This is a genomic window from Mycobacterium sp. NTMscope_Eco_3, assembly GCF_976985685.1.
On sequence record NZ_CDRJYZ010000001.1, the window covers coordinates 5,679,021 to 5,702,101 of the forward strand.

Genomic DNA, 23,081 nt, shown 5'->3' on the forward strand with positions numbered 1-23,081 from the left:
TCACCGACGTTTCCAGTGCGGACTTTTGACCGCGTCGAGGGCCTCGGTGACATAGCGATCGAGCGGCCACGGCTTTCCGGACTGTCGCACCCACTGCTGGAAGGCGAAATCCGCTGCCGCGAACGCGAGTTGGACCAGCAAGCCGGGACGCAGGTCGGCGTCGGCGTTGACGCCCATCCGCTCGGCGATGAGCTTGGTCGCCCGCTCCTTGTCGGCGGGCCGGTGCACCGTGACCTTGTCGAGCAGGTCGGGGACCACCAGCAGGGCCTCGCGCCATTCTTCGGTGTCGGCCTGCTCGAACGAGCGGGTCCTGGTGATGATGGCGTTGATCAGCGCGATATCGGGTGGTTCGGCGGCGGGGCGACCTTCGAGGAGATTGACGATCGCGGCGCCGCCGTAGCGCACGGGCGCAAGGAGAAGCTCCTCCTTCGCCGGCACGTGGCGGAAGAAGGTGCGCGGGGAAACGCCTGCGGCGGTGGCGATTTCCTCGGTGGTCACCGCGTCATACCCGCGCTCGACGAACAGCCGGAACGCCGCGCGCCGGATGTCGGCGCGGATCTGGGCGCGCTGCCGATCGCGGAGCGACTCTGGTCTGGCCGGGGACGTCACCGGAAGCAGCCGATCCCGCCGTCGACGTGGATGGTCTGCCCGGTGATGAACGTCGCGTCGCTGCCGAGCAGGAACGCCACCAGCGCGCCCACGTCGGTGCGGACGTCGCCGATGCGCTTCATCGGAACGCGCCCCACCGCCTTCTCGTATTCCTTGGGCGCGAACGACTTCCAGTACTTGACGCCGTCCGATTCGGCGAACGGGCAGATGACGTTGACGCGGATGTTGTCGCGACCCCATTCCAGCGCCGCGACCTTGGACAGGCCGCGGATGCCTTCCTTGGCGGCCGCGTACCCGCCCCACTTGGGCTCACCGCCGGTACCCGTCCCGGAGCCGAGGTTGACGATCGACCCGCCGCCCTCCCTGACCATGAGCGGGTGCACGGCCTGCATGAGCAGGAAGGTCGCCCGGGGCCCGACGTCGTAGCCGAGCGCGAGGTCGTCGGTGGTGATGTCGACGAACGCCTTGGGCTCGTTGGTGGCGATCGCGTTGTTCACCAGGCCATGCACGGCACCGAAGGCGTCGACCGCGGCGGCCGCGATCCGCTGCGCGCTGTCGGGGTCGCGCAGATCGGCGACGAGCCGTTCCACCCGTCCGATCGCTGCGAGTTCGGCGGCGGTCGCCTCGAGCGCCTCCCCTTGGATGTCGACCACCAGCACCGCAGCGCCGCGTTCGAGCAACGCGGCCGCCACGCCCTTGCCGACGCCCTGGGCGGCGCCGGTGACGATCGCGACGTGTCCGCGCATCGAATCGGGGTGGGTGTAGCTCATCGGACGGGTCCCATCTGCAGCGCTACGCCCCGGTGCATTTCGTAGGTGCTACGCGCCCCGTTGGGCAGTTCGATGAACTCCACCGGCGTCCCGTCCGGATCCTTGACGAAAAACATTCGGACACCGCCGATCTCGAAGGGGTCCTGGTCGGGCGTGTAGCCGGCGGAGACAATGCGGCGGTGGGTGTCGTCGAGGTCGGTCACCGACAGCGAGACGTTGTGGATCCCCGTGAAGCCGCGTCGCTGTTTCTGCTCGGTCGCCCTGGCCCCGATCGACAGCAGCTCGATCATCAACCCGCCCAGTAGCCCACCGACCACCCGGCCCTCGTGCTTGCGGGTCGCGTGCAATGCCGCATCGAAAGGCTCACCGGAGATCAGCGATTCGAACACCACGTCCATGCCGAGGACATCTCGGTAGAACGCGAGCGCGCGGTCCATGTCGGTGACGCCCACGACGAGGTGACAGAACGACACGTCGTCGAGGATCACGCGGTGTCCGGCGCGAGATTCGGGGCCGGGCGGCCGGCGAACAACGGCAGATCGAGGTAGGTCTTGATGCCCGGCTCGGCGGCGCAGACGTCGGGAACCGCGTTGATGCAGTGGTTGGCGGTGACCACGACTCCCGGATTCTTGATCAGCCCTTCGGCGATCGTCTCCGGCTGCAACCCCTTGAAGGTGAGGTTCACGTCGGGATCGCCGGTGATCTCGACCTCGAAGCGTTCGCCGCGCTCACCGAAATCCCAGGCGGGATCGAGGTTTTCCTCACCCATCAGCCAGTTGACCGCCGCGGTGATGACCGGTTCGCCATCGACCAGCGCTTGCCAGCGAAAGCGGCGTGCCGCCACGGTGCCGACGGTGATCGGGAACGGGTCGTAGTCGATGTCCGCAGTCGCCACGGCGACATCCTGGATGGTTCTGATGTTGGGGTCGATGCGAAATCCCATGTGATCGGCGATCATCCGCACCGACTGTTTGAAGCCCGCGTCGAGCAGGCCGGCCATCGGCCCTTGGGTGGCCTCCTCGGGAGTGCCGCCGAATCCCATGATGTGGCGCACCACGTCGGGTGCATTGTAGGTGCGGATGTCGGAGAACTCCTCGGCGCGCACGTGCGTGATCGCCGAGGACAGCGAGGACACCATGAGCGGGAATCGCTCCGTGATGCCCCCGGGGTGGATCCCCGAACCATGCAGCGTCACACCGCTTTCCACCGCGGCGTCGGCGACGGCCTTGTGACGTGGGTTGCCCGGATCGGGGTAGACCCAGCCGACCGGTGTGACGACGTTCTTGCCGGACCGCAGGATCGCGATGACCTCGTCGTCGTTGGGTATCAGCGGGCTGTACATGACGCAGTCGGCGTCCAGTGCCAGCACCTCGTCGAGGCTGGTGGTCGCGGTGACACCGAGATCCTGGGTGCCGATGATCCGCCCGACGTCGACGCCGTTCTTGTCCGCGCTGTGCACCCAGCACCCGACAAGCTCCAGTTGCGGGTGATTGAGGACGCACTGGATCGCCGCCTTACCCACACCGCCGGTGGCCCACTGGATGACACGAAGCTTGGACGGGCTACTCATCATTGACCTCCCGGACGGCGGAGCGTGGCCTTTACACATCGGCGAACAAAATGGCAGGCTATGACTTGCTGACAGTGACTGTCAATGATCGGCGGTTCGGGAAGGGTCTGTGGATGAGCGCCCTCGACGGGAAGATCGCGATCGTGACCGGCACCAGCCGCGGCGTGGGCGTCGGCATCGCCCACGAACTGCTGCGGGCGGGCGCGACGGTCATCGGCTGCTCGCGGTCGCCGCTCGATGGACTCCCCGGCATCGAAAAAGACTGGGCGCCCCGCGCTTTTCAGATGGTCTGCGATCAGGGGGACTACCGTTCGATCGACTCGTTCGTCGCAGACGTCGTGGCCACGCACGGCCGGGTCGACATCCTGGTGAACAATGCGGGCGGCACCGTCCCGGCGCCGCACGCCGAGCGTATTCCGGAACTGGTGCAACGCATTCAGGGCGCTCCCGCCAGCGACGACGAGTACGCGCGCACCGCGTTGTTCCACGCGTTCGCGGTGCAGATGAACCTCATCAGCCCGCTGTGGTTCGCCATCCGCGCCTATCGGCAGATGCAGACCCAGGAGGGCGTCGGCTGCATCATCAACATCTCCAGCGGCGCGGGACATCCGGCGGGTTCGCCCACGCTGGTCTCCTACGGCGCGGCCAAAAGCGGCCTCAACCACCTCACCCGCTCACTGGCCGAGGAGTGGGGGCCGAAGGTCCGGGTCAACTGCGTGGCGCTGGGTCCGACGATGACCGAAAACTTCCGGTCGTTCGTGCTGCCGAAGGACGATCCGACCGGGGAGAAGTATTTCGCGGCCGTTCCGCTGCGCCGCGCCGGGGAGCCCGCGGAGGTCGGCCGGGTCTGCGTCTTCCTCGCCGGCGGGCAGGCCGACTTCGTCAACGGCACCACCATCGAATGCGACGGCGGCATGCTACCCGGCGTGCTCTACGAGGCGGGCCTGAAGACGATCACGGATCTGCTGTAGCCCGGTGCGCCCTGACCTGGAACCCTTGTGGGACAACGCGGTCCGCGCGATCGCCCTGTGTCCCACCGCGGCGTGGACGGTCGTGGCCGACTGACGGTCGGCGAATCAGCTCGTCGCCGATCTGCGCAGACATCCGCACGCCGACCGCAGTCCCGCTTTAATGGGTAGATGGAACTGATGATGCCGACCGACGCGATCTTTCTCCTGGGAGAGTCTCGCGAACATCCCATGCATGTCGGGGGCCTGCAGTTGTTCGAGCCCCCGCCGGGTGCCCGCCGCGGCTTCGCCCGTGAGCTGCACAAGCAATTGACGGCTCAGCGGGAGTACCAGCCCACGTTTCGCAAGCATCCCGCGAAGTTCGTCGGCGGCATCGCAAACCTCGGCTGGTCGTACGACGACGACATCGATGTCGACTACCACGTCCGGCGTTCGGCGCTGCCGTCACCCAAGCGGGTCCGCGAATTGCTCGAGTTGACCTCAAGGTGGCACAGCAGCCTGCTGGATCGTCATCGCCCCCTGTGGGAGACGCACATCGTCGAGGGCCTCAAAGACGGCCGCTTCGCCATCTACACCAAGGTTCACCATGCCCTGATCGACGGTGTGTCGGCACAGAAGCTGATGCAGCGCGCGCTGTCCACCGACCCCGACGACCCGGAGATCCGCGCCCCGTGGAGTCTGCGCAAACCCAAGCGCAAGTCCAGCCCGTCGTCTCCGCTGAGTTCGTTGGCGCGCGCGGCGGGATCCCTTGCGGCCCTTGCCCCCTCGACGGTGGGATTGGCGCGCGCGGCGCTGCTCGAGCAGCAACTGACCTTGCCGTTCGGGGCGCCGAAGACCATGTTGAACGTCAAGATCGGCGGCGCTCGCCGTTGCGCCGCGCAGTCCTGGTCGCTGGACCGCATCAAGACGGTGAAGAGGGCCGCGGGCGTCACGGTGAACGACGTCGTCTTGGCGATGTGCTCGGGCGCCCTGCGCTACTACCTGCTCGAGCAGAACGCGCTGCCGGACACGCCGCTGATCGCGATGGTCCCGGTGAGCCTGCGGACCGAGGAAGAGGCCGACGCCGGCGGCAACCTGGTCGGAGCCATCCTGTGCAACCTCGCGACCGACACCGACGATCCCGCGCAGCGCCTGCTGACCATCAGCGATTCGATGCGCAGCAACAAGCAAGTCTTCTCGCAGTTGCCGCGGTTCCAGGCGCTGGCGCTGTCCGCCGTCAACACGTCGGCGCTGGCGTTGGCGGCGGTCCCGGGCTGGGTCGCGTCGACGTCACCGCCGTTCAACATCATCATTTCGAACGTGCCGGGACCCACGCAGCCGATCTACTACGGGGGAGCCCGGCTCGACGGCAACTACCCGCTGTCCATCGCGCTGGACGGCCAGGCGCTGAACATCACCCTGGCCAGCAACGCCGGCAATCTGGACTTCGGTTTGGTGGGGTGCCGGCGCAGCGTGCCGCACCTGCAGCGCCTGCTCGCGCATCTGGAATCCTCCCTCAAGGATCTGGAACGCGCTGTGGGAGAATAGAAGTCGATGGCAAAGCTCAGCGCGGGTGTGATGTTGTACCGGACCTGCGACGGCATCGTCGAGGTCTTGCTGGCGCACCCGGGTGGGCCGTTCTGGGCCCGCAAGGACGACGGGGCGTGGTCGATCCCGAAGGGCGAGTACACCGACGGGGAGGATCCCTGGGCGGCCGCGCAACGCGAGTTCGCCGAGGAGCTGGGGCTCTCGGTGCCGGCCGGGCCACGTATCGACCTCGGTCAGCTGAAACAATCCGGCGGCAAGGTGGTGACCGCCTTCGCCGTGCAGAGCGACCTCGACATCACCGACGCGCGCAGCAACACGTTCGAACTGGAGTGGCCAAAAGGATCGGGCACGCTGCGGGAGTGTCCCGAGGTCGATCGGGTGGGCTGGTTCGCGGTGGGGGCGGCGCGCATCAAGTTGTTGAAGGGCCAGCACGGTTTTCTCGACCGCTTGATGGCGGATCCGGGTGTGGCCGGACTGCCCGAACGGACCTGACATGCAGACGCTGCGCACACCCGACGAGCGGTTCGACGGGATTTCTGATTTCCCTTATCCGCCTAGGTATTACGAGCTGCCCGACGATGACGGCGGTGCGCTGCGCGTGGCCTGGATCGAAGACGGTCCAGCAGATGCCGATCCGATTCTCATGCTGCACGGCGAGCCGTCGTGGTCGTACCTGTACCGCAAGATGATTCCGATACTGGTGGCCGACGGTCACCGGGTCATCTGCCCGGACCTGGTCGGGTTCGGCCGTTCGGACAAGCCGACCCGGCTCGGCGACCACAGCTATGCGCGCCACGTCGAATGGATGCGCGCGCTGGCGTTCGATGCCCTCGACCTCCGCAACGTCACCCTGGTCGGCCAGGACTGGGGCGGGCTGATCGGATTGCGGCTCGCCGCAGAGCATTCCGAGCGGTTCGCCCGTATCGTCGTCGCCAACACCGGGCTCCCGAACGGGGACCAGCCGATGGCCGACATCTGGTGGCGCTTCCGGGAGGCCATCACGTCGGCGCCGACGCTGGACATCGGCGCGTTCGTGCAGGGCGGCTGTCGCCGGCAGATGAGCGATGCCGAGCGCGCGGGCTACGACGCGCCGTTTCCCGCCGACGAGTACTGCATCGGCCCGCGGGCCATGCCCGGGCTGGTGCCCACGTCACCCGACGACCCCGCCGCGGCTGCCAACAAGGAGGCGTGGGCGAAGCTGTCGGTGAGCCCGACACCCATGTTGGTCGCCTTCAGTGACAGCGACCCCATCACCGGGCCGATGGCCGCGATCTTCCAGCGCGAGATGCGCGGCGCGCAGGGGATCGACCATCCGGTGATCCGCGGCGCCGGGCACTTTCTGCAGGAGGACGCCGGCGAAGAACTGGCCGGCCACATCGTGGCGTTCCTGCGCCGCTGAATGGGCCGCGGCGCGGCGGATCCGGCTGCGGGCACAATGTTCAGGGTGACGACCGCGCCTACCGAAGCCACCGAATCCCAAGGGCTATTGCTGCAGTTGTTGGACCCCGCCAACCGGGCCGACCCGTATCGGCTGTGCGCGCAGTTTCGCGACCGCGGACCGTTGCAGTTGCCCGACGCCAACCTGGCCGTCTTCCTGAGCTACCGCGACTGCGACGAGGTGTTGCGGCACCCGTCGTCGAGCAGCGAGAACGCGAACTCGACGGTCGCGAAGCAGCAGGCCGAGGCCGGCGCGGCGCCGCCCAGGCAAGGACCGCCGGGGTTCTTGTTCCTCGACCCGCCCGACCACACCCGGTTGCGGAAGCTGGTCAGCAAGGCGTTCGCGCCGAGGGTGGTCAGCGCGCTGCAACCCGACATCCGCTCGCTGGTCGACGGATTGCTCGACCGGGTCGCCGAGAAGGGACAGTTTGAAGTCGTCGAGGATTTCGCCTATCCGCTGCCGGTCGCGGTGATCTGCCGGCTGCTCGGCGTGCCCCTCGAGGACGAGCCGCAGTTCAGCCGCGCGTCGGCGTTGCTGGCCCAGGCGCTGGATCCGTTTTCGACGATCACCGGTGTGCCGCCGGAAGTCGCCAATGAGCGACAAGAGGCCGGTACGTGGCTGCGTGAATACTTCCACGGGCTGATTGATCAGCGCCGTTCACGACCCGGCGACGACCTGCTGTCGGGGTTGATCGCCGTGGAGGAGTCGGGGGATCAACTGACCGAGGAAGAGATCGTCTCCACCTGCAATCTGCTGCTCATCGCCGGACACGAGACCACGGTGAACCTCATCGGGAACGCCGTGTTGGCCATGTTGCGCAATGCCGGTCAGTGGGCGGCCCTGGGCGCCGACGCCGACCGAGCGCCGGCGATCGTGGAAGAGACCCTGCGCTACGACCCGCCCGTACAGCTGGCTGGTCGAATTGCGCTCGCCGACATGGTGATTGGGGGCATCGAGGTGCCCGCGGGTGATGTCATGATGCTGCTGCTCGCCGGGGCCAACCGTGATCCCGCCGAATACGACCGCCCCGACGTGTTCGACCCGGATCGGAAAAACTTGCGGCACTTGGGATTTGGCCGCGGGGCGCATTACTGCCTGGGTGCGCCGCTGGCCCGGCTGGAGGCCGGCGTGGCCCTGGCGGCGGTGACCGCTCGTTTCCCGAACGCGCGGTTGGACGGCGAGCCGCAGTACAAGACCAACGTCACGCTGCGCGGACTGTCGGAGCTCGTGCTCGCGATCTGATCAGCGGTGCTTCGTCTGATCAGCGGTCCCATGGCGGGCTTTCGTCCATCTTCTTGTAGTACTTGGCCAGGTGGCTCTTGATCCGATCGACGTCGGAGTCGGGCACGTCGATCCCGCCGCGCGCGCCGTCCACGATCGCGCCGGCCGCCATCACCCCGCGCGGCACCGCCTTGAGCGAGCCGCCGATCACATCGGCGATCAGCAGCTTGTACCCGGTGAAGTTGTCCTTTTTGTCGCCGTCGTACCAGACGTGGGCATCGCGGTACTTCTGGTTCGGGCCGTCCTCGGCGCCGGCCCACTTGCGGACCCGCTTCTCGGCGGCGGCGCCGTCCCATTCCCGGCCGCGATCGGCCAATGGCAGATCTTGAAAGGCTGTGACTGACATACCGGCCGCGTGCCCGGTTCGGTGGGGCGCTAAACGCCCGTTTTCGAGTTATCCACAGTTGGAAGTTCCTCCACAGGTTGGCTTTTGGCCTGAGCTTCGTGTCGGCGGCGTCGTTTTGGGCGGTCGGGATTTGTCGTACCTGGTTGCGATGATGTCGTCATGTTGTCGATCGCATCCGCTGACGCCGGGGTGGTCACTGCGAGTGACCGTCTTGAGGTGTTGTTCGAGGAGTTGGCGGAGTTGAGCGGTCAGCGCAATGCGATTGATGGGCGCATTGTGGAGATCGTGGCCGAGATTGATCGTGACCAATTGTGTGGGGTGACCGGGGCGCGGTCGGTGCCGGCGTTGGTGGCCTGGAAGCTGGGTTGTTCGTCGGCAAACGCGCACACGCTGAGCGCCATCGCGGGCCGGCTGCGGGAGTTTCCGCGCTGTGTTCAGGGTCTGCGGGAGGGTCGGTTGTCGGCCGATCAGGTCGGGGTGATTGCGACGCGCGGCGGGCAGGGATCTGATGAGCATTACGCGCAGCTGGCCGCGGTCGCCACGGTCAATCAGTTGCGTACCGCGGTCAAGCTGGAACCGCGACCCGAACCTGAACCTCGGTCCGAGTCAGAGTCAGAGTCCGAGTCCGAGTCCGAGTCCGAACCACGGCCCGCCCCCGAGCGCGAGCGTTCGATCACCTCAACTAGCACGGAGTGGGGCGCCTGTTATCGGATCACCCTTGGCCACTTGGATGCCGCGAAGTTCGACGCCGCGTTGGCCTCGCATCGTGAGGCGCTGATCGCCGAGTGGAAACACGACCACGGCGAGGAGGCGGGCGGTTCGGATCAGCGGCCCCCGTTGCCGAGTACGGTCGAGGCGTTGATGCGTCTGGTCGAGGCCGGGTGGGACGCCGAGGCCACCCGCCGGCCCCACGGGCAGCACACCACCGTGGTGGCCCACCTCGACGTCGAACAGCGCGTGGCGGCCCTGCATTTGGGTCCGTTGCTCTCCGATGCCGAACGCCGCTTCCTGACCTGTGATGCCACCTGTGAGGTCTGGTTTGAACGTGAGGGGCGGGTTATCGGTGCCGGGCGGGCGACGCGGGTGATCAACCGGCGGCTTCGCCGCGCGCTGGAATACCGCGACCGCACGTGCGCGGTGCCTGGCTGTGGGGCCACCCGGGGCCTGCACGCCCATCACATCTGGCACTGGGAAGACGGTGGCCCCACGGAGTTGGCCAACCTGGTGCTGGTCTGCCCGTACCATCACCGGTTGCATCATCGCGGCGTCATCACCATCACCGGACCCGCGGCCGCCCTGACCGTGACCGACGACACCGGCCGAATCCTGAGCCCGGGATCACTGGCGCGCCCACCCACCGGACCCCCACCCGCAGTGCCACCGTGTCCGGGACCGACCGGCGAGCGCGCCGACTGGTGGTGGTATGACCCCTTCCAACCCCAACCACCACCGACCAACAACTAGCTAGCGGGATCAATCCTCAAACGGCTTGGGGCATCAACCGATTCGTTTCGCGACCCACGCCGACGCGCGCACCAACGCGAATCAAGCCGGGTGTTTGGACAGGATCACCGAATTGGCATGGAGCATTAACCACGCCCTTGGACAAGGCCACCATCGGCATATCGGCAATGTCCGCCAAGCCTGAGGGCCGTGCTCGAGCGAAGAGTTCTTTGCCGAGTCGATTGCCTACCGCCGCAAACACCATCGGCAACGCAGGCGCCGGGCTACGAGTGAATGTGTCATTTTGTGCCATCGCTCGTTTGGTTCGTTCTACCTTGAGGCATGACAACAGCCGACCGAGCGGACCAAGCATCATCGGTCCCTACGTCCCGCAAAGTTCTTTGCATCGTCTACGGCGCTATCGCAGTCGCCGCGCTCATCGCGACGTGGAGCCAAACAGTCACGTACGTTCACAGCCCGACCGACTTCTTCGTCAATTTCTGGCGCGACACCAAAACGACTGCGGCCTCGCGCAATATCACAGCCGACGCCCTGATGCTGGCCCTAAGTGCCGTCACTCTCATGGTGACCGAAGCCAGGAAATACAATCTGCGATTCGTCTGGCTGTACATTGTCGGATCGTTCTTCATCGCCGTCAGCGTGATGTTCCCGCTTTTCCTGATCGCCCGCGAATTGCGCCAGCGCACAGCCGACGTGCCACGCCTTCGCAGGACAGACACAATTCTGCTCGCGGTGGTCGCCGTCTTGACCCTGGCCCTGACTATCAGGATCGATATGGGGTGACCACTTAACGCGACCTCTCACTTGTGCGACTGACAGTGGTCTGACGGCACCGCGGTGTGGACCTGACCCCGCTAACTGACGTTGAACAGCTGTTCGGGCGCTTGTCTCTTGTGTCCGAAAGTATGCCTGGCGGAGGCGAAATAGTCAGTGCTGCAAGACGTTTCAGATCCGCCGGACATCGCGGGTCGTGATGGCCGCAGCGTCACGGAAGGGGCCCCTCGCTTTTAGCCCGAGCCGAGGCCCGGCACGATCTCGCCCAGGCTGAACGTCACCGGCTGTTCCAGCTGTTCGTAGGTACAGGACCGCGGGTCGCGGTCCGGACGCCACCGATTGAACTGCGCGGTATGACGAAACCGCCTGCCCTCCATGTGGTCGTAGCGGACCTCGACCACGCGCTCGGGCCGCAGCGGCACGAACGAGAGATCCTTGCCGGCGTTCCACCGTGAGTACTCGTTCTTTCGGGGCGTCCGCTCGCCGGCTTCGTGGGCGGCCCAGTTCCATGGATGGTCCTCGAAGTCGGTGACAAGCGGCTGTAGTTCGCCGAACAGCCGGCGCCGCTCGGCCATCGGGAAGGCGCCGATCACGCCGACCGACGCGAGCTGGCCGTCGTCCTGGTAGAGGCCCAGCAGCAGCGACCCGATCGCGTCCGCGCCGGACTTGTGCACCCGGTAGCCGGCGACCACACAGTCCGCGGTCCGTTCGTGCTTGACCTTGAACATGACCCGCTTGTCCGGCTGGTAGGTGACGTCCAGCGGCTTGGCGATCACGCCATCGAGGCCGGCGCCCTCGAATTCGTCGAACCATCGCTGCGCGGTGCCCAGGTCGGTCGTCGCCGGCGTGACGTGGATCGAGGGCCCCGAGCCCACGGCGTCGACGAGGGCGGCGCGCCGCTCGCTGAACGGCCGTCGGGTGTAGTCGTCGTCGCCCAGGGCCAGCAGGTCGAACGCGATGAACGACGCGGGCGTCGCCTCGGCGAGCATCCGCACCCGCGAGTCGGCCGGGTGGATGCGTTGTTGCAGCGCCTCGAAGTCCAGGCCGTGGTCGGTGGCGATGACGATCTCCCCGTCGATCACGCAGCGCCCCGGCAGCTCGGCCTTGACCGCGGCCACCAACTCGGGGAAGTAGCGGGTCATCGGCCGCTCGTTGCGACTGCCCAGCTCGACGTCATCGCCGTCGCGGAAACAAATCGACCTGAATCCGTCCCACTTGGGCTCATACGACGCGTCGGGCGGAATCGAGCGAACGGACTTGGCGAGCATCGGCGACACCGGCGGCATGACGGGGAGGTCCATAGCCTGATTGTGCTGGAATCGTTGGTATGGCTGCTGCAGAAGAGGTCGACGTCGACGGTGTCGCGGTCCGCCTGACCAACCCCGACAAGGTGTATTTCCCCAAACTGGGGTCCAAAGGCACCAAGCGGCACCTGGTTGACTACTACCGCGCCGTCGCGGGCGGACCGATGCTCGACACGCTGCGCGATCGCCCCAGCCACCTGCAGCGATTCCCGGACGGCATCGACGGTGAGGAGATCTACCAAAAGCGGATCCCCCAGCGCCACCCCGAATACCTGCAGACCTGCCGGGTGACCTTCCCGTCGGGGCGGACCGCCGACGCGCTGAAGGTCACCCATCCCGCGGCGATCGTCTGGGCGGCGCAGATGGGCACGATCACCTTGCACCCCTGGCAGGTCCGTTGCCCGGACACCGACCACCCCGACGAGCTGCGCATCGATCTGGATCCGCAGCCCGGCGTCGCGTTCGAACAGGCGCGCACCGTCGCGGTCGGCGTGTTGCGGCCGCTGCTCGACGAGCTCGGCCTGGTGGGTTACCCGAAGACGTCCGGGGGCCGGGGCATCCACGTCTTCCTGCGGATCACCACCGACTGGGATTTCATCGAAGTGCGCCGCGCGGGCATCGCGCTGGCCCGCGAAGTGGAGCGCCGCGCGCCCGACGCCGTCACCACGGCGTGGTGGAAGGAAGAACGGGGCGAGCGCATCTTCGTCGACTTCAACCAGAACGCCCGGGACCGCACCATGGCGTCGGCGTATTCGGTGCGGCGCACGCCGATCGCGACGGTGTCGATGCCGCTGACATGGGACGAGCTCGCTGGCGCCGAGCCCGACGAGTACACCATGGCGACCGTCCCCGATCTGGTCGCGGGCCGGGAAGACCCTTGGGCCGCAATGGATGATGCGGCTCAGTCGATCGCAACGTTGCTGGAGATGGCCGAGGCAGACGAAGAGCGCGGCCTCGGCGACATGCCGTATCCGCCGAACTACCCGAAGATGCCCGGAGAGCCCAAACGCGTTCAGCCAAGCCGGGATACGGATCGTAAAGGCGGGAAAAGGTAGACCGAAATTCGTTAGGTGATGGGCCTCTGGGCCGCGATTGGCCCTCTCGCAGCGCTGAACCGCCAGCCCACGCGAGCGTTTCAACGGTAGCACCGGGAGGCGGCGGCTGGAAGTGATCCTCTTGTGCCGCAGCGGCTTAGGAGAAGCGGATTCACACCGCACGAATGCCCTCACCCGAGCTGCCAGGGTGTCGGGGCCGACCGCTTCAGCGCCGTTTCGCTGAGGCGATTAGCTTACCGCGAACGCGCATAAAGGGCAGCAAGAAATTCGCGAAGAGCGTGCGCACGGCCCGAAGGATGCGCACGCCGTCGCGGCGCTGAGGTGTCGGTCATGTTGGAAAGTGACCGGATCAGGGCCCAATGCGTACTGCTAAAGCGTTGGTGCCCAACCGCGTTCACGGCACACGACCGCGCTGGTGCTGTCACGGCGTCGTCCGATGCACGAGGGGATGTATCGGCTTCGGCCGTGCGAGGAACTGGCACCCAATGCCATTAACGGCGCATGGGTGCTGTCTTCGGGGTCCTGTTGGCTGCCGGCGAACCTACGGAGTGCAGGTCAGATTGGGTCCGCAGTCGATAGTCAGCGGGAATGTGCAGCCGGAGGCCGTGATGGCGGTGAAGGTGAGGAGCAGGCCGAGAACGACCTTGTATTTCAAACCAGACATAACAACTCCTTCCGTAGGAGAATTCTTACGCCCGAGGAGCGTTATATTACGTGAGTACAATGCGGAATGCCATGGGAACCAGCGAAATAACGTCGTTCTACGTCAACTGATTGAATTCTGCCGGCGCCGCGTCGTCCGCCGGGTTCGGGGGCCGGCGTTGCCCGGCGTCTCTGGAAATCCCTGGTGATGCCAAACGTATTCGGGGGAACAGGGATTCGGCGCGCCGGGCATTGCCAATCGCGACCGCATTTGTGCGAATCGGCAACACCGTGAAGGCGTTTCGGGTCAGTGGGGACGGGCGTAAGGTTCCAAATCTGGTCAACCCGATCGAGAAAAGTAAGCTCTGGTGCTATGCCGGTGGCTTCGCGAGCGTGGACTGTGGCCTGCGCGCTCATGCTGTGGGCGGCCGCCGGTGTCCTTGCCCCCGCCGCGGCGCCCGCCGAGCCCGCGTCGGGCGGCTTCGGTGAAAGGTTGGTCGGCTGGGACACCTATCGTCGGTTGGATCGGCTGCCCTATCTGGACGCCGGTTCGCAGACGCTGCAGGTGTCGAGTTTCGATCGCAGCGGCGGCGATTTCGACATTTCCACCGGCAACCGGAACGGCACCGGCGGCTGTCTGGCGCCGGGCGGGGCCGGCTGCGTCATCGCGGAGGATCACGGTGCCGGAGAAATCGATTCGATCTGGCTGACCCGCGACGGCGGCAATGTTCGTGCCATCGGACACATCCGCATCGAGTTGGACGGGCAGACCGTCGTCGACACGCCGTTGCAATCGCTGGTCGACGGCGAACTGGGCGCCCCATTCGCGTGGCCGCTGGTGGCCAACGCCGCCCAGTCGCCGGGCGGGGTCTATGTCAAGGTGCCGATGCCCTATCGGCGATCGATGCGGGTCAGCGTCGCATCCCATTTGGAGTATTACCACGTCGACTATCGGCAGTTTCCGAATGCCGATGGAATAAACACGTTTTCGCCCGCCGATCCCGCGCTCGACGTGCTGGACACCCTTCGCGCCGCGGGAACCGCCGACCCCAAGCCGACGACGGGCACCGCAAAACACGACATTCGGGTCGTCGACATTCCCGCGGGCTCCGGACAAACAATCACCGAAACCAGTGGCCCGGGCAGCATCTCGGCGCTGCGGCTGCAGCTGCCGGCGCCGGCGGATCACCTGCTGGTTGGACTGCGCCTGCAGATCGAGTTCGACGGCCGGACCATGGTCGACGCGCCCCTCGGGGAATTCTTCGGCGCGGGGCTCGGTGCCAACCCGGTGCGATCGCTGCTGTTCGCCGCCAGCCCGCAGCCCGGCGGGTCGCTGATCTTGTGGGGTTGGTGGCCAATGCCTTTCGCGGACTCGGCCCGCGTCACGCTCGTCAACACCACCGTCTCGGAGCTGTCGGAGATCGGTAGCGACGTCACGACCACACCGGATGTCCAGTGGGCGGCGGCGCTGGCCAGCGGTCGCGCCGGCTACTTCACCGCCCGCGCCCACGCCGGCCCGACCGTCCAGGGCCAGGACTGGGTGTTCGCCGACGAGCAAGGCCACGGCAAGTTCGTCGGCGTCAGCCAGACCATACGGGGCCAGCGGACCAAAACGGCGTTCAGCGACGGCGCCCCATACTTTCTCGAAGGCGCCGAGCGGGTCTACACCGACGGCGCCGCGTCCCCGCAGTGGTACGGCACCGGCACCGAGGATCTCTACGAGGGGGGCTGGTATTTCAAAGACGGCACCCACTTCAGCGACCCGCTCAACGGCCAACCCGACCAACGCACGGCGGCCGGCGGGTGCGCCGACTACTGCGTCGCCGTCTACCGGATCATGCTCGCCGACGCGATCGGCTATCGTTCTGCGCTCCGCTTCGGCATCGAGCACGGCAAACGCAACATGGTCGAACCCGACTACAGCTCAACCGCATTCCTCTACACACAGCCGGCCACGGTCCTGACCGGCAGCGACGACGTCCGCCCCGCCGATCCCGTCGACCGCGTCCTGCACGGCTACACCGACACCGACGCCACCGATCAGTTGTTGGTCAGCGAATACGAGGGCACCGAGGACACCCTGCCCGTCGCCGGCTCGGTCCGCGGCACCCAGGGCGCGATCGCTTTCCATGTCCAGGTTGATCCGGACAATCGCGGTGTCCTGCTGCGGCGCACGTCCGATCAGGCGACCGGCTTTCAATCGGCGGACGTCGTGGTGGACGGCATGCCCGTGGGCACGTGGCTACAGCCGCGCAGCAACACCTTTCACCGCTGGCTGGACGACACCTACCTGGTACCGCAATCGGCCACCGCGGGCAAAGCGCAGCTGACGATCACGCTCACGCCCACCCCGGACGCACCGCCCTGGACCGCCAGCCGCTACCACGTCGATGCGCTGACGGGACCGTCCGGCTAGAGAGCCACCTTGACGGACCCGCGGAGATGCTGCTAGACATGGCCTGCGCCACGATTTTGGGCGATCGCCCAAATCTAAGGGGTGGCGGGGATGCCGGCGGCTGCCCGAAGTGAGGAATCGATGACCGTCACCAACGACACCGACGTCTACTACGACCCGTACGACGTGGGCATCAACGCCGACCCGTATCCGACCTATGCGCGGCTGCGCGAAGAAGCCCCGATCTATTACAACGACAAGTACGACTTCTGGGCGTTGTCACGGCATTCCGACGTCGAGCGCGGACTGGCCAACTGGGAGACCTTCTCCAACAAGCGAAGCGACATCCTCGAGCTGGTCCAATCGAAGTTCGACATGCCCGGCGGCGTGATGATGTTCCAGGACCCGCCCGAACACACGAGGCTGCGCGGCCTGATGTCTCGCGTCTTCACGCCGCGCCGGATGGCCGCCCTCGAGGACCAGATCCGGCAATACTGCGTTCGGTGCCTCGACCCGCTGGTCGGATCCGGCGGATTCGACATCATCGCCGAGCTGGCCTCGATGATGCCGATGCGGGTGATCGGGATGCTGTTGGGAATCCCGGAATCCGAGCAGGTTTCGGTGCGTGACGCCAACGACGCCAACCTGCGCACCAAGCCGGGCGCGCCCCTGAAGGTCGCCAACGCCGATTCCATCGCCGACGGCCGGATCTACGCCGACTACGTCGAATGGCGTTCCAAGAATCCGTCCGACGACCTGATGACCACGCTGCTCAACGTCGAGTTCGACGACGACCAAGGCGTGCACCGCAAGCTGACCCGTAAAGAGGTGCTGCACTACACCCAGGTGGTCGCCGGGGCGGGCAACGAGACCACCGGCCGGCTGATCGGCTGGCTGGCCAAGGTGCTGGCCGAGCACCCCGATCAGCGCCGCGAGGTGTACCAGGACCGGTCACTGCTGACCCGCACCGTCGACGAGACCCTGCGATTCGAACCGACCGGACCCCACGTCGCCCGTTGGATGGCACAGGATTTCGAGTGCTACGGCACGACGGTTCCCGCCGGCAGCGCCATGCTGCTGCTGTTCGGCGCCGCCAATCGCGACCCCCGCCGCTACATCGATCCGGACACCTACAACATCCGTCGCGACAACATCTCGCACATCACGTTCGGCAAGGGCGTGCACTACTGCCTGGGCGCCAACCTGGCCCGCCTCGAGGGGCGCGTCGCGCTCGACGAGATCCTTAACCGTTGGCCCGAATGGGACATCGATTACGACACGGCGCAATTGGCGTCGACGTCCACGGTGCGCGGCTGGGAGCGTTTGCGGGTCGTGCTGCCTTAGCGGGCGCTAGGTCGGCAACTCGAATCGCTCGATGAGCCGGGTCACCAACGCAACGGCTTCGTCATGGCCCGCCGTGGTGCCGAGCGCCTGTTCCAGGATGAGCATGCGCCCGATCGCCGCGATGATGACCGCGATCCCGGCGGGCGGAAATTCACTTCGGTCCAGCCCGTGTTCGCGGACGATGAAATTCAGTGCGGTCGTTTGCGTTTCGCGCCACCGCTCCGACCACGCCGCGATCTCGGCGCCGATCTCCTTGCGATGATTGGCCAGCCCCATGAACTCCAGCAGCAGCCGGGTGTCCTTCGGCTCGATGAGCGTGCCCCAGAAGGCGTGCAGCGGGCGGTCGGAGGCCAGCGCCTGCTTTTGGCGCTCCAGATAAGCGGCGGCCCCGCGCCGGAAGACGTCGAGATACAGCTCGTCCATGGTGGGGAAGTAATAGTGGACCAACGCGGGTTTGACACCGGCTTCGTTCGCCACCCGCCGCGAGGTGGCCGCGGCGTATCCGTCCTCGACCATGATCTGGATCGTCGCGTCGATCAGCATGTCGCGAGTGTTGGAGTCGCGCGCCTTCGGCCGTCGGGAGGCGGTCATATGAATGTCTTTCCCGCAAAGGATGGTGAAAGCCGGCTGTTGGGCAATCGCCCAAAAGCTTAGCCCAGCGTTGCGCCCGCCATGATTAGGAACTGGGGTGACGGGGCAATTGGGTTGTCATGGCCCCCAGCTTCGCCGATGTCATCCAATCCAAGTACCTGCTGTTGACCACGTTCACCAAAGACGGCCGGCCGAAGCCGACGCCCATCTGGGGAGCGCCCGACGGCGACGGCACGCTGTTGGTGATCACCGATGACGGGTCGTGGAAAACCAAGCGGATCAACAACACACCCCGGGTGACGATCGCCAAGAGCGCGGCGCTGGGCAAGCCCAAGAGCGACGAGGTCCAAGCCGTCGCCCGGGTGCTGCCGAAGTCCGAGACGCGGCGGGTCTACAACGCCGTCCTCAAGCGGTACTGGTATCACGCGTGGTGGTTCTACGCGCACACGATCATCCGCGGCGGGATCGACAAGGTGCACGTCGGCCTGGAGATCAGACCCGCCTGAGCGGTGTTGCGGCTAGCCGCTTTCCGCGCGCATCGCCGCGAACGTGTCCGCCACCGTCTGCTGGGGATCGCGATAGGTGATGCCCAGATCGCGTTCGCTCGGGGAATCGTCGGAGGCCGGCATCTGGGTGTAGTACTGCATTCCCGCCCAGGTGAACGGGGTCTCGAAGGGCAGGAAACGGTTGGCCCGATCCAGCACCGCCCCCGCGACGCGGAGCGCGGTGTCGGGGATCGGGACCGCCACCATCGGCGTCCCCGCGACCTGGCCGAGCAGGTTCGCGAGATCGGCCGCGGGCATCCGGTGGCCGCCGGCGGTGTAGCGCCGCGGCCCGTGGCCGGGCTCGAGCAACGCCGCGTGCAGGGCCGCCAAGTCGCGGACGTCGACGATCAGCCATGCCGCGCTGCGCCCCGGGATCGCATGCATCTGCACGGCCGCTCGCACGCCTTCGCCCGCCTCACCGAACTGGTCGCCGACCGGCGGCCCGAGCACCATGCCCGGATACGTGATGTTGACCGGCGCGCCCGCATCCTGCAGGCCGCGGGCATAGATGTCGACCTGCGCCTTGGACGTTCCGTAGCCGTCGGCCCCACCCACCACCGGCAGGTCCGCCGTCAGCGTCTCCAGGTCCGGATGGAACAGGGCGGTGAAACTCGACACGTGGACGATGGGATCCAAACCGAGCTCGACGGACTGGCCGAGCACGTTCTGGGCGCCCTGCATGTTGGTGGCGAGCATCTCCGGTGTCTGGCGCGGGTCGGTGGCGACCAGGGCGGCGCTGTGCACGACGGCGTCGCATCCCTGCAAAGCCTCCCGCACCGCGACGCGGTCGGTGATGTCGGCGACGGCGAAGTCCGAGGTGTCCACGCCCAGCTTCGCGACGGTGGTCTGCAGCTTCGCCGGGTTGCGGACCAGAAACCGCACCGAGTGCCCCGCATCGAAGGCGGCCTTGGCGGTCCACCCGCCGACAAAGCCCGTGCCCCCCGTGATGAGAACCCGCATGCCGGCCTACAGGTGGCTGGCGGCGAAGTCGGCGGCTTGGCTGGTCATGCCGTTGCCCGGATAGGAGGTGTGGGCGGCCAGTCCCCCGTCGCCGCCGCTGGCGCAGACCGGATCGCCCGGCGCGCACAGTTGAATCGTCTTGGGCTGATACAGCGGCCCGATGGTCAGCGGCGGCGCGTTGTACTTCTGCAGGAACTGTCCCGTCGGCGTGCCGAACAGCGTGACGGCGGCGACGTGTTGCGCGATGGCCGGCGGCATCGGCGGCGGCACCTTGTCAGCGGGAACGCCCGGCGGCACGGAGGCCGAGGTGGTGTAGCCGGCCACCGCGGCGCCCTGCGAGTAACCGCCCAGCACCTCACGGGTGTTGGGGCAATTGCCCGCCATGGACTCGATGTGCGCACTGGCGTCGCGGATTCCGTCGATGACGGTCCCCGGGAAAGCGGGATTGTCAAAATCGGTGCTGGCGGGGTAGTTGACCGCATACACCGTCAGCGACTTGGCGCCGATCTGCGAGCGCAGCGCGTCCACGAACGGCCGGCCGATGCCGCCGATGCCGGGCGGCTCGCCGGATCCTCGCGCAAACACCACCTCAACGTCGGGACACGGTTCCGCCGACGCCGGCGGCGCGCTCGCGACCGGCGAACCTAATACGGCTGCCGCTGCCAACATGGGCAGCGGCAGGCGGCGCATCGACCGGACGGTCAACACATTCCGGATTGTCATTACTTTTTAAACGCGTCCTTCACCTTTTCGCCGGCGTCTTTCAACGCGGACTTCGCTTGATCGGCCCGCCCTTCGTCCCGGGTTTCGGGATCGCCGGTGGCTTTGCCCAGTGCTTCCTTGGCGCGGCCGCCGAGGTCCTCGATCTTATTCTTCAACTTGTCTTCGGCGCTCATGGCGTGCTGGCTACCCGGCGGCAGGAGATATCGAAACACCGGCCCTGTCATCATGGACTCCGTGAGCACCGCGATCGTGGTGGCAGTAGTGGCGGGCCTGATGCTGCTGGGCATCGGGATCGTGGTCAACCAGCTGCTGCGGCTGAGGCGCTATCTGAGGGAAGCGCCGCCCGATCAACCCCCCGATATGAATCCCGAGCCCCCGCCGCATCCCGACTGATAGCTTCATTCGGATGAGCGCTCGAGGCGTCGCGGCGACGTGACACCGTCGACCCTGCTGACCGCCGGCGATGGTTTGCCACGCGGTGTGTCCGGCGCTGCCGACCCGCGCTTCGCCAATGTCATCAGGCTGTTCTCCCAGCTGTTCCCCGGTCGCCGGTTCGGCGGGGGAGCCCTGAGCGTCTACGTCGACGGCGTATCCGTCGTCGACGTGTGGACCGGATGGTCGGATCGGGCCGGCGCCCAGCGCTGGACCGCCGACACCGGCGCGATGGTGTTCTCGGCGACCAAGGGCATCGCGTCGACGGTGATCCACCGGCTCGCCGACCGTGGCCTGCTGTCCTATGACGCGCCGGTCGCGCAATACTGGCCCGAGTTCGGCGCCAACGGGAAGGCCGAGATCACGGTCCGCGACGTGTTGCGGCACCGATCCGGGTTGTCGCACCTGCGGGGCGTCACCAAAACGGAGCTGATGGACCACCTCCTGATGGAGGAGCGGCTGGCGACCGCGCCCGTCGATCACCTGCGCGGTGTGCAGGCCTACCACGCGCTCACCTACGGATGGCTGTTGTCCGGCCTGGCCCGAGCGGTGGCCGGCAAGGGCATGCGCGAGCTGATCCGCCGGGAGGTCGCCCGTCCGCTCAACACCGACGGGCTGCACCTGGGCCGCCCCCCGGAAGGCTCACCCACCACGGCGGCCGAAATCCTGATACCGCAGGGGCGGCTGCGCGCCCCGGTGTTCAACTTCATCGCGCCGAGACTGGCCGGCCTGCCGTTCTCCGGGGCGCTGGGCGCGATGTACTTTCCCGGTGTCATCTCGCTGATCAAGGGGGACACCCCGTTCCTGGACGGCGAGGTCCCCGCCGCCAACGGCGTGGTGACCGGGCGGGGCCTCGCCAAGATGTTCGCCGCGCTGGCCAACGACGGCCGCATCGACGGCAAGAAGTTCCTCTCCACCGAGCTGGCGCGGGGACTCGCCGGGCAGGCGCGACGGAAGTGGCCCGACGCAAACATGGTGGTGCCCATGCCTTTTCACCTCGGCTACCACGAGTCGCCGGTTCCCGGACTGCTCCGCGGCTTCGGCCACGTCGGGCTGGGCGGAACGCTCGGCTGGGCCGACCCCGAGACCGGCAGCTCCTTCGGTTTCGTCCACAACCGGCTGCTGACGCCGCTGCTGTTCGACATGGGATCCTTTGCGGGCCTGGCCCGTCCGCTGCGCAACGCCATCGAGGCGGTCCGCGATCGGGGCCCGCTCGCGGTGCCGACGCTGGGCGCCCGCTACGCCAAACCCGGGCGGCGCAGCGCGGTCCTATGACCCGATGTGTGCGTTGCCGCGGGGCAGCGTCAGCGGGAGGTCGGCGTAGGTGGCGATGCCGGGTGCGGCGGCGACAACGGCGGGGATCGCGTTGATGGCCGGCATCGCGGTCATGATGTGACCGAGGTCCATGAATTCTTCGAGCGTGGTGGCCTCGAAGTACGGCGGCGGCAGGAAACCCACCTTGGTGGTCACCGTGGGCTGTCCGTCGATCTGGATGACCCAGCCGTCCTGCTCGATCTTCCAGTCCGGGTCGAGCGTCTGCCCCTTGCGCCACCGCACGTTCAAGTCGATCAGGGTCTCGCCATTGACGATTCCCTGCCAGCTGATGTAGGTACCCGCGACGTGCCCCGCGGGGATGGTCCAGGACGCCATGACGAGGTCCTCGGTGGTCTGGGCGAACTCGGCGACGCAGCGCACCTCGTCGAGCTCGACGCCGAGCGCGTCGCCCACCAGCCGCACGGCCTCGCCGAAGATGGCCGTCCCCTTCTCCGCCATCGCCGGCAGGTCCGGATGGTCGATCGGCTGGCCGAAGCCCACCGGCTTCTCGGTCTCGGGCGAGTCGTAGAACGTGGTGTCCGCGGCCTCGTTGACCGTGACCTTGTCGATCCGGTTGCACACCATCGCCGACACGATGGCCAACAGCTCGGCGAAACCCGGGCTGACGCCGGACCCGAAGAGCGTGGCGCCGCCCTTCTGGCAGGCCTCCACGATGCGGTCGCGGCCATCGCCGAGGTTCCCGCCGGTGATGAACGACGCCGTGGTCACCACGTTGACGCCCGCGGACAGGATGCGGACCACCTCGTCGACGTCGAACCACATCGGGTTGTAGACCACGCAGTCCGGCTTGAGGGCCAGCAGCTCGTCGACGTCATTGGTGGCCGCAACGCCCACCGGCGCTATGCCGACGAGCTCGCCGGCGTCGCGCCCGACCTTGTCCTGCGACCAGGCGAAGCACCCCACCAATTCGAGGATGGGGTTGGTGACGATCGATTTGAGCGAGCTCTTGCCGACGTTGCCGGTGTTCCACTGAACCACTCGATAGGTGTTTGGCACTCGCTCAGCATA

25 protein-coding genes are annotated in these 23,081 nt (G+C 66.9%); 13 read left to right on the top strand and 12 right to left on the bottom strand.

What is annotated here, in order from left to right; translation table 11 throughout:
- The 4 genes from AC0KTM_RS26515 to AC0KTM_RS26530 are packed head-to-tail and all read right to left on the bottom strand — an operon-like array spanning position 1 to position 2,949.
- The gene (locus AC0KTM_RS26515; RefSeq protein ID WP_225326087.1) at positions 1 to 609 is read right to left on the bottom strand and encodes a TetR/AcrR family transcriptional regulator; all 609 of its coding nucleotides are present in this window, start codon (positions 607 to 609) and stop codon (positions 1 to 3) included.
- Positions 606 to 1,379 carry an SDR family NAD(P)-dependent oxidoreductase gene (locus tag AC0KTM_RS26520; RefSeq protein WP_225326088.1) on the bottom strand — a complete coding sequence of 258 codons (774 nt, stop codon included), beginning with the start codon at positions 1,377 to 1,379 and terminating at the stop codon, positions 606 to 608. The genes AC0KTM_RS26515 and AC0KTM_RS26520 overlap by 4 nt, the downstream gene beginning before the upstream one ends.
- Positions 1,376 to 1,867 carry a VOC family protein gene (locus AC0KTM_RS26525; RefSeq protein WP_308011522.1) on the bottom strand — a complete coding sequence of 164 codons (492 nt, stop codon included), beginning with the start codon at positions 1,865 to 1,867 and terminating at the stop codon, positions 1,376 to 1,378. The genes AC0KTM_RS26520 and AC0KTM_RS26525 overlap by 4 nt, the downstream gene beginning before the upstream one ends.
- Entirely contained in the window at positions 1,864 to 2,949 is a 1,086-nt protein-coding gene (locus AC0KTM_RS26530) for an NAD(P)H-dependent amine dehydrogenase family protein (protein ID WP_225326089.1), read from the bottom strand. The genes AC0KTM_RS26525 and AC0KTM_RS26530 overlap by 4 nt, the downstream gene beginning before the upstream one ends.
- Before the next feature lie 113 nt (positions 2,950 to 3,062).
- Between AC0KTM_RS26530 and AC0KTM_RS26535 the strand changes: the two genes are divergently transcribed.
- From AC0KTM_RS26535 to AC0KTM_RS26555, 5 genes are all read left to right on the top strand, one after another.
- Positions 3,063 to 3,920: an SDR family NAD(P)-dependent oxidoreductase gene (locus AC0KTM_RS26535; RefSeq protein WP_472417160.1), complete on the top strand. Its 858-nt coding sequence runs from the start codon at positions 3,063 to 3,065 to the stop codon at positions 3,918 to 3,920.
- 168 nt (positions 3,921 to 4,088) lie between these two features.
- Positions 4,089 to 5,444: a WS/DGAT/MGAT family O-acyltransferase gene (locus AC0KTM_RS26540; protein WP_225326091.1), complete on the top strand. Its 1,356-nt coding sequence runs from the start codon at positions 4,089 to 4,091 to the stop codon at positions 5,442 to 5,444.
- Positions 5,445 to 5,450: 6 nt separating this feature from the next.
- On the top strand, positions 5,451 to 5,936 hold the full coding sequence (locus AC0KTM_RS26545) for an NUDIX hydrolase (protein WP_472417162.1): 486 nt from the start codon (positions 5,451 to 5,453) through the stop codon (positions 5,934 to 5,936).
- Between the two features lies 1 nt (position 5,937).
- Complete coding sequence (locus tag AC0KTM_RS26550; protein ID WP_225326093.1) at positions 5,938 to 6,843, top strand: haloalkane dehalogenase; 906 nt, start codon at positions 5,938 to 5,940, stop codon at positions 6,841 to 6,843.
- A gap of 45 nt (positions 6,844 to 6,888) precedes the next feature.
- On the top strand, positions 6,889 to 8,124 hold the full coding sequence (locus tag AC0KTM_RS26555; RefSeq protein ID WP_238955596.1) for a cytochrome P450: 1,236 nt from the start codon (positions 6,889 to 6,891) through the stop codon (positions 8,122 to 8,124).
- 19 nt (positions 8,125 to 8,143) lie between these two features.
- Here the strand turns inward: AC0KTM_RS26555 and AC0KTM_RS26560 are convergent, their stop codons facing one another.
- Complete coding sequence (locus AC0KTM_RS26560; RefSeq protein WP_472417164.1) at positions 8,144 to 8,509, bottom strand: hypothetical protein; 366 nt, start codon at positions 8,507 to 8,509, stop codon at positions 8,144 to 8,146.
- 159 nt (positions 8,510 to 8,668) lie between these two features.
- Between AC0KTM_RS26560 and AC0KTM_RS26565 the strand changes: the two genes are divergently transcribed.
- Positions 8,669 to 9,973 carry an HNH endonuclease signature motif containing protein gene (locus tag AC0KTM_RS26565; RefSeq protein ID WP_472417166.1) on the top strand — a complete coding sequence of 435 codons (1,305 nt, stop codon included), beginning with the start codon at positions 8,669 to 8,671 and terminating at the stop codon, positions 9,971 to 9,973.
- A 321-nt stretch (positions 9,974 to 10,294) separates the two neighbouring features.
- A complete protein-coding gene (locus AC0KTM_RS26570; protein WP_472417168.1) occupies positions 10,295 to 10,756 on the top strand; it encodes a DUF2834 domain-containing protein in 462 nt (153 codons plus the stop codon).
- A 224-nt stretch (positions 10,757 to 10,980) separates the two neighbouring features.
- Here the strand turns inward: AC0KTM_RS26570 and AC0KTM_RS26575 are convergent, their stop codons facing one another.
- Positions 10,981 to 12,048 (bottom strand): ATP-dependent DNA ligase, encoded by a 1,068-nt coding sequence (locus AC0KTM_RS26575; protein WP_225326098.1) that lies wholly within the window; start codon positions 12,046 to 12,048, stop codon positions 10,981 to 10,983.
- A gap of 26 nt (positions 12,049 to 12,074) precedes the next feature.
- On the opposite strand from AC0KTM_RS26575, the gene ligD reads away from it, so the two are divergent.
- Positions 12,075 to 13,106 carry a non-homologous end-joining DNA ligase gene (ligD, locus tag AC0KTM_RS26580; protein WP_472417170.1) on the top strand — a complete coding sequence of 344 codons (1,032 nt, stop codon included), beginning with the start codon at positions 12,075 to 12,077 and terminating at the stop codon, positions 13,104 to 13,106.
- A gap of 541 nt (positions 13,107 to 13,647) precedes the next feature.
- Here ligD and AC0KTM_RS26585 read toward each other — a convergent pair.
- Entirely contained in the window at positions 13,648 to 13,770 is a 123-nt protein-coding gene (locus AC0KTM_RS26585) for a hypothetical protein (protein ID WP_255641285.1), read from the bottom strand.
- Between the two features lie 393 nt (positions 13,771 to 14,163).
- On the opposite strand from AC0KTM_RS26585, the gene AC0KTM_RS26590 reads away from it, so the two are divergent.
- Positions 14,164 to 16,164, top strand: a complete 2,001-nt coding sequence (locus tag AC0KTM_RS26590) for a glycoside hydrolase family 172 protein (protein WP_374109677.1) — start codon at positions 14,164 to 14,166, stop codon at positions 16,162 to 16,164.
- A 120-nt stretch (positions 16,165 to 16,284) separates the two neighbouring features.
- A complete protein-coding gene (locus AC0KTM_RS26595; RefSeq protein WP_225326101.1) occupies positions 16,285 to 17,487 on the top strand; it encodes a cytochrome P450 in 1,203 nt (400 codons plus the stop codon).
- 6 nt (positions 17,488 to 17,493) lie between these two features.
- Here the strand turns inward: AC0KTM_RS26595 and AC0KTM_RS26600 are convergent, their stop codons facing one another.
- Positions 17,494 to 18,078, bottom strand: coding sequence for a TetR/AcrR family transcriptional regulator (locus AC0KTM_RS26600; protein ID WP_472417172.1), 585 nt, complete (start codon positions 18,076 to 18,078; stop codon positions 17,494 to 17,496).
- A 119-nt stretch (positions 18,079 to 18,197) separates the two neighbouring features.
- On the opposite strand from AC0KTM_RS26600, the gene AC0KTM_RS26605 reads away from it, so the two are divergent.
- Positions 18,198 to 18,584 (top strand): PPOX class F420-dependent oxidoreductase, encoded by a 387-nt coding sequence (locus AC0KTM_RS26605; RefSeq protein WP_225326102.1) that lies wholly within the window; start codon positions 18,198 to 18,200, stop codon positions 18,582 to 18,584.
- A gap of 12 nt (positions 18,585 to 18,596) precedes the next feature.
- Here the strand turns inward: AC0KTM_RS26605 and AC0KTM_RS26610 are convergent, their stop codons facing one another.
- The 3 genes from AC0KTM_RS26610 to AC0KTM_RS26620 are packed head-to-tail and all read right to left on the bottom strand — an operon-like array spanning position 18,597 to position 20,479.
- A complete protein-coding gene (locus tag AC0KTM_RS26610; protein ID WP_472417174.1) occupies positions 18,597 to 19,583 on the bottom strand; it encodes an SDR family NAD(P)-dependent oxidoreductase in 987 nt (328 codons plus the stop codon).
- A 6-nt stretch (positions 19,584 to 19,589) separates the two neighbouring features.
- On the bottom strand, positions 19,590 to 20,306 hold the full coding sequence (locus tag AC0KTM_RS26615; protein WP_472417176.1) for a cutinase family protein: 717 nt from the start codon (positions 20,304 to 20,306) through the stop codon (positions 19,590 to 19,592).
- Positions 20,306 to 20,479: a CsbD family protein gene (locus AC0KTM_RS26620; RefSeq protein ID WP_225326104.1), complete on the bottom strand. Its 174-nt coding sequence runs from the start codon at positions 20,477 to 20,479 to the stop codon at positions 20,306 to 20,308. Before AC0KTM_RS26620 ends, AC0KTM_RS26615 begins: the two co-directional genes overlap by 1 nt.
- A 61-nt stretch (positions 20,480 to 20,540) precedes the next feature.
- Between AC0KTM_RS26620 and AC0KTM_RS26625 the strand changes: the two genes are divergently transcribed.
- Entirely contained in the window at positions 20,541 to 20,699 is a 159-nt protein-coding gene (locus tag AC0KTM_RS26625) for a hypothetical protein (RefSeq protein WP_238957427.1), read from the top strand.
- A 39-nt stretch (positions 20,700 to 20,738) separates the two neighbouring features.
- Positions 20,739 to 22,013 carry an esterase/beta-lactamase LipL gene (lipL, locus tag AC0KTM_RS26630; RefSeq protein WP_472417178.1) on the top strand — a complete coding sequence of 425 codons (1,275 nt, stop codon included), beginning with the start codon at positions 20,739 to 20,741 and terminating at the stop codon, positions 22,011 to 22,013.
- Here lipL and AC0KTM_RS26635 read toward each other — a convergent pair.
- Positions 22,008 to 23,069 (bottom strand): NAD(P)H-dependent amine dehydrogenase family protein, encoded by a 1,062-nt coding sequence (locus AC0KTM_RS26635; protein WP_472417180.1) that lies wholly within the window; start codon positions 23,067 to 23,069, stop codon positions 22,008 to 22,010. The genes lipL and AC0KTM_RS26635 overlap by 6 nt on opposite strands.
- Positions 23,070 to 23,081 lie beyond the last annotated feature (12 nt).

Excerpts from the sequence above, each read along its gene's own strand:
- AC0KTM_RS26520 (WP_225326088.1), bottom strand. The coding sequence starts at position 1,379 with ATGAGCTACACCCACCCCGATTCGATGCGCGGACACGTCGCGATCGTC.
- AC0KTM_RS26530 (WP_225326089.1), bottom strand. The coding sequence starts at position 2,949 with ATGAGTAGCCCGTCCAAGCTTCGTGTCATCCAGTGGGCCACCGGCGGT.
- AC0KTM_RS26535 (WP_472417160.1), top strand. The coding sequence starts at position 3,063 with ATGAGCGCCCTCGACGGGAAGATCGCGATCGTGACCGGCACCAGCCGC.
- AC0KTM_RS26540 (WP_225326091.1), top strand. The coding sequence starts at position 4,089 with ATGGAACTGATGATGCCGACCGACGCGATCTTTCTCCTGGGAGAGTCT.
- AC0KTM_RS26545 (WP_472417162.1), top strand. The coding sequence starts at position 5,451 with ATGGCAAAGCTCAGCGCGGGTGTGATGTTGTACCGGACCTGCGACGGC.
- AC0KTM_RS26550 (WP_225326093.1), top strand. The coding sequence starts at position 5,938 with ATGCAGACGCTGCGCACACCCGACGAGCGGTTCGACGGGATTTCTGAT.
- AC0KTM_RS26560 (WP_472417164.1), bottom strand. The coding sequence starts at position 8,509 with ATGTCAGTCACAGCCTTTCAAGATCTGCCATTGGCCGATCGCGGCCGG.
- AC0KTM_RS26565 (WP_472417166.1), top strand. The coding sequence starts at position 8,669 with ATGTTGTCGATCGCATCCGCTGACGCCGGGGTGGTCACTGCGAGTGAC.
- AC0KTM_RS26570 (WP_472417168.1), top strand. The coding sequence starts at position 10,295 with ATGACAACAGCCGACCGAGCGGACCAAGCATCATCGGTCCCTACGTCC.
- AC0KTM_RS26575 (WP_225326098.1), bottom strand. The coding sequence starts at position 12,048 with ATGGACCTCCCCGTCATGCCGCCGGTGTCGCCGATGCTCGCCAAGTCC.
- ligD (WP_472417170.1), top strand. The coding sequence starts at position 12,075 with ATGGCTGCTGCAGAAGAGGTCGACGTCGACGGTGTCGCGGTCCGCCTG.
- AC0KTM_RS26585 (WP_255641285.1), bottom strand. The coding sequence starts at position 13,770 with ATGTCTGGTTTGAAATACAAGGTCGTTCTCGGCCTGCTCCTCACCTTC.
- AC0KTM_RS26590 (WP_374109677.1), top strand. The coding sequence starts at position 14,164 with ATGCTGTGGGCGGCCGCCGGTGTCCTTGCCCCCGCCGCGGCGCCCGCC.
- AC0KTM_RS26595 (WP_225326101.1), top strand. The coding sequence starts at position 16,285 with ATGACCGTCACCAACGACACCGACGTCTACTACGACCCGTACGACGTG.
- AC0KTM_RS26600 (WP_472417172.1), bottom strand. The coding sequence starts at position 18,078 with ATGACCGCCTCCCGACGGCCGAAGGCGCGCGACTCCAACACTCGCGAC.
- AC0KTM_RS26605 (WP_225326102.1), top strand. The coding sequence starts at position 18,198 with ATGGCCCCCAGCTTCGCCGATGTCATCCAATCCAAGTACCTGCTGTTG.
- AC0KTM_RS26610 (WP_472417174.1), bottom strand. The coding sequence starts at position 19,583 with ATGCGGGTTCTCATCACGGGGGGCACGGGCTTTGTCGGCGGGTGGACC.
- AC0KTM_RS26615 (WP_472417176.1), bottom strand. The coding sequence starts at position 20,306 with ATGACAATCCGGAATGTGTTGACCGTCCGGTCGATGCGCCGCCTGCCG.
- AC0KTM_RS26620 (WP_225326104.1), bottom strand. The coding sequence starts at position 20,479 with ATGAGCGCCGAAGACAAGTTGAAGAATAAGATCGAGGACCTCGGCGGC.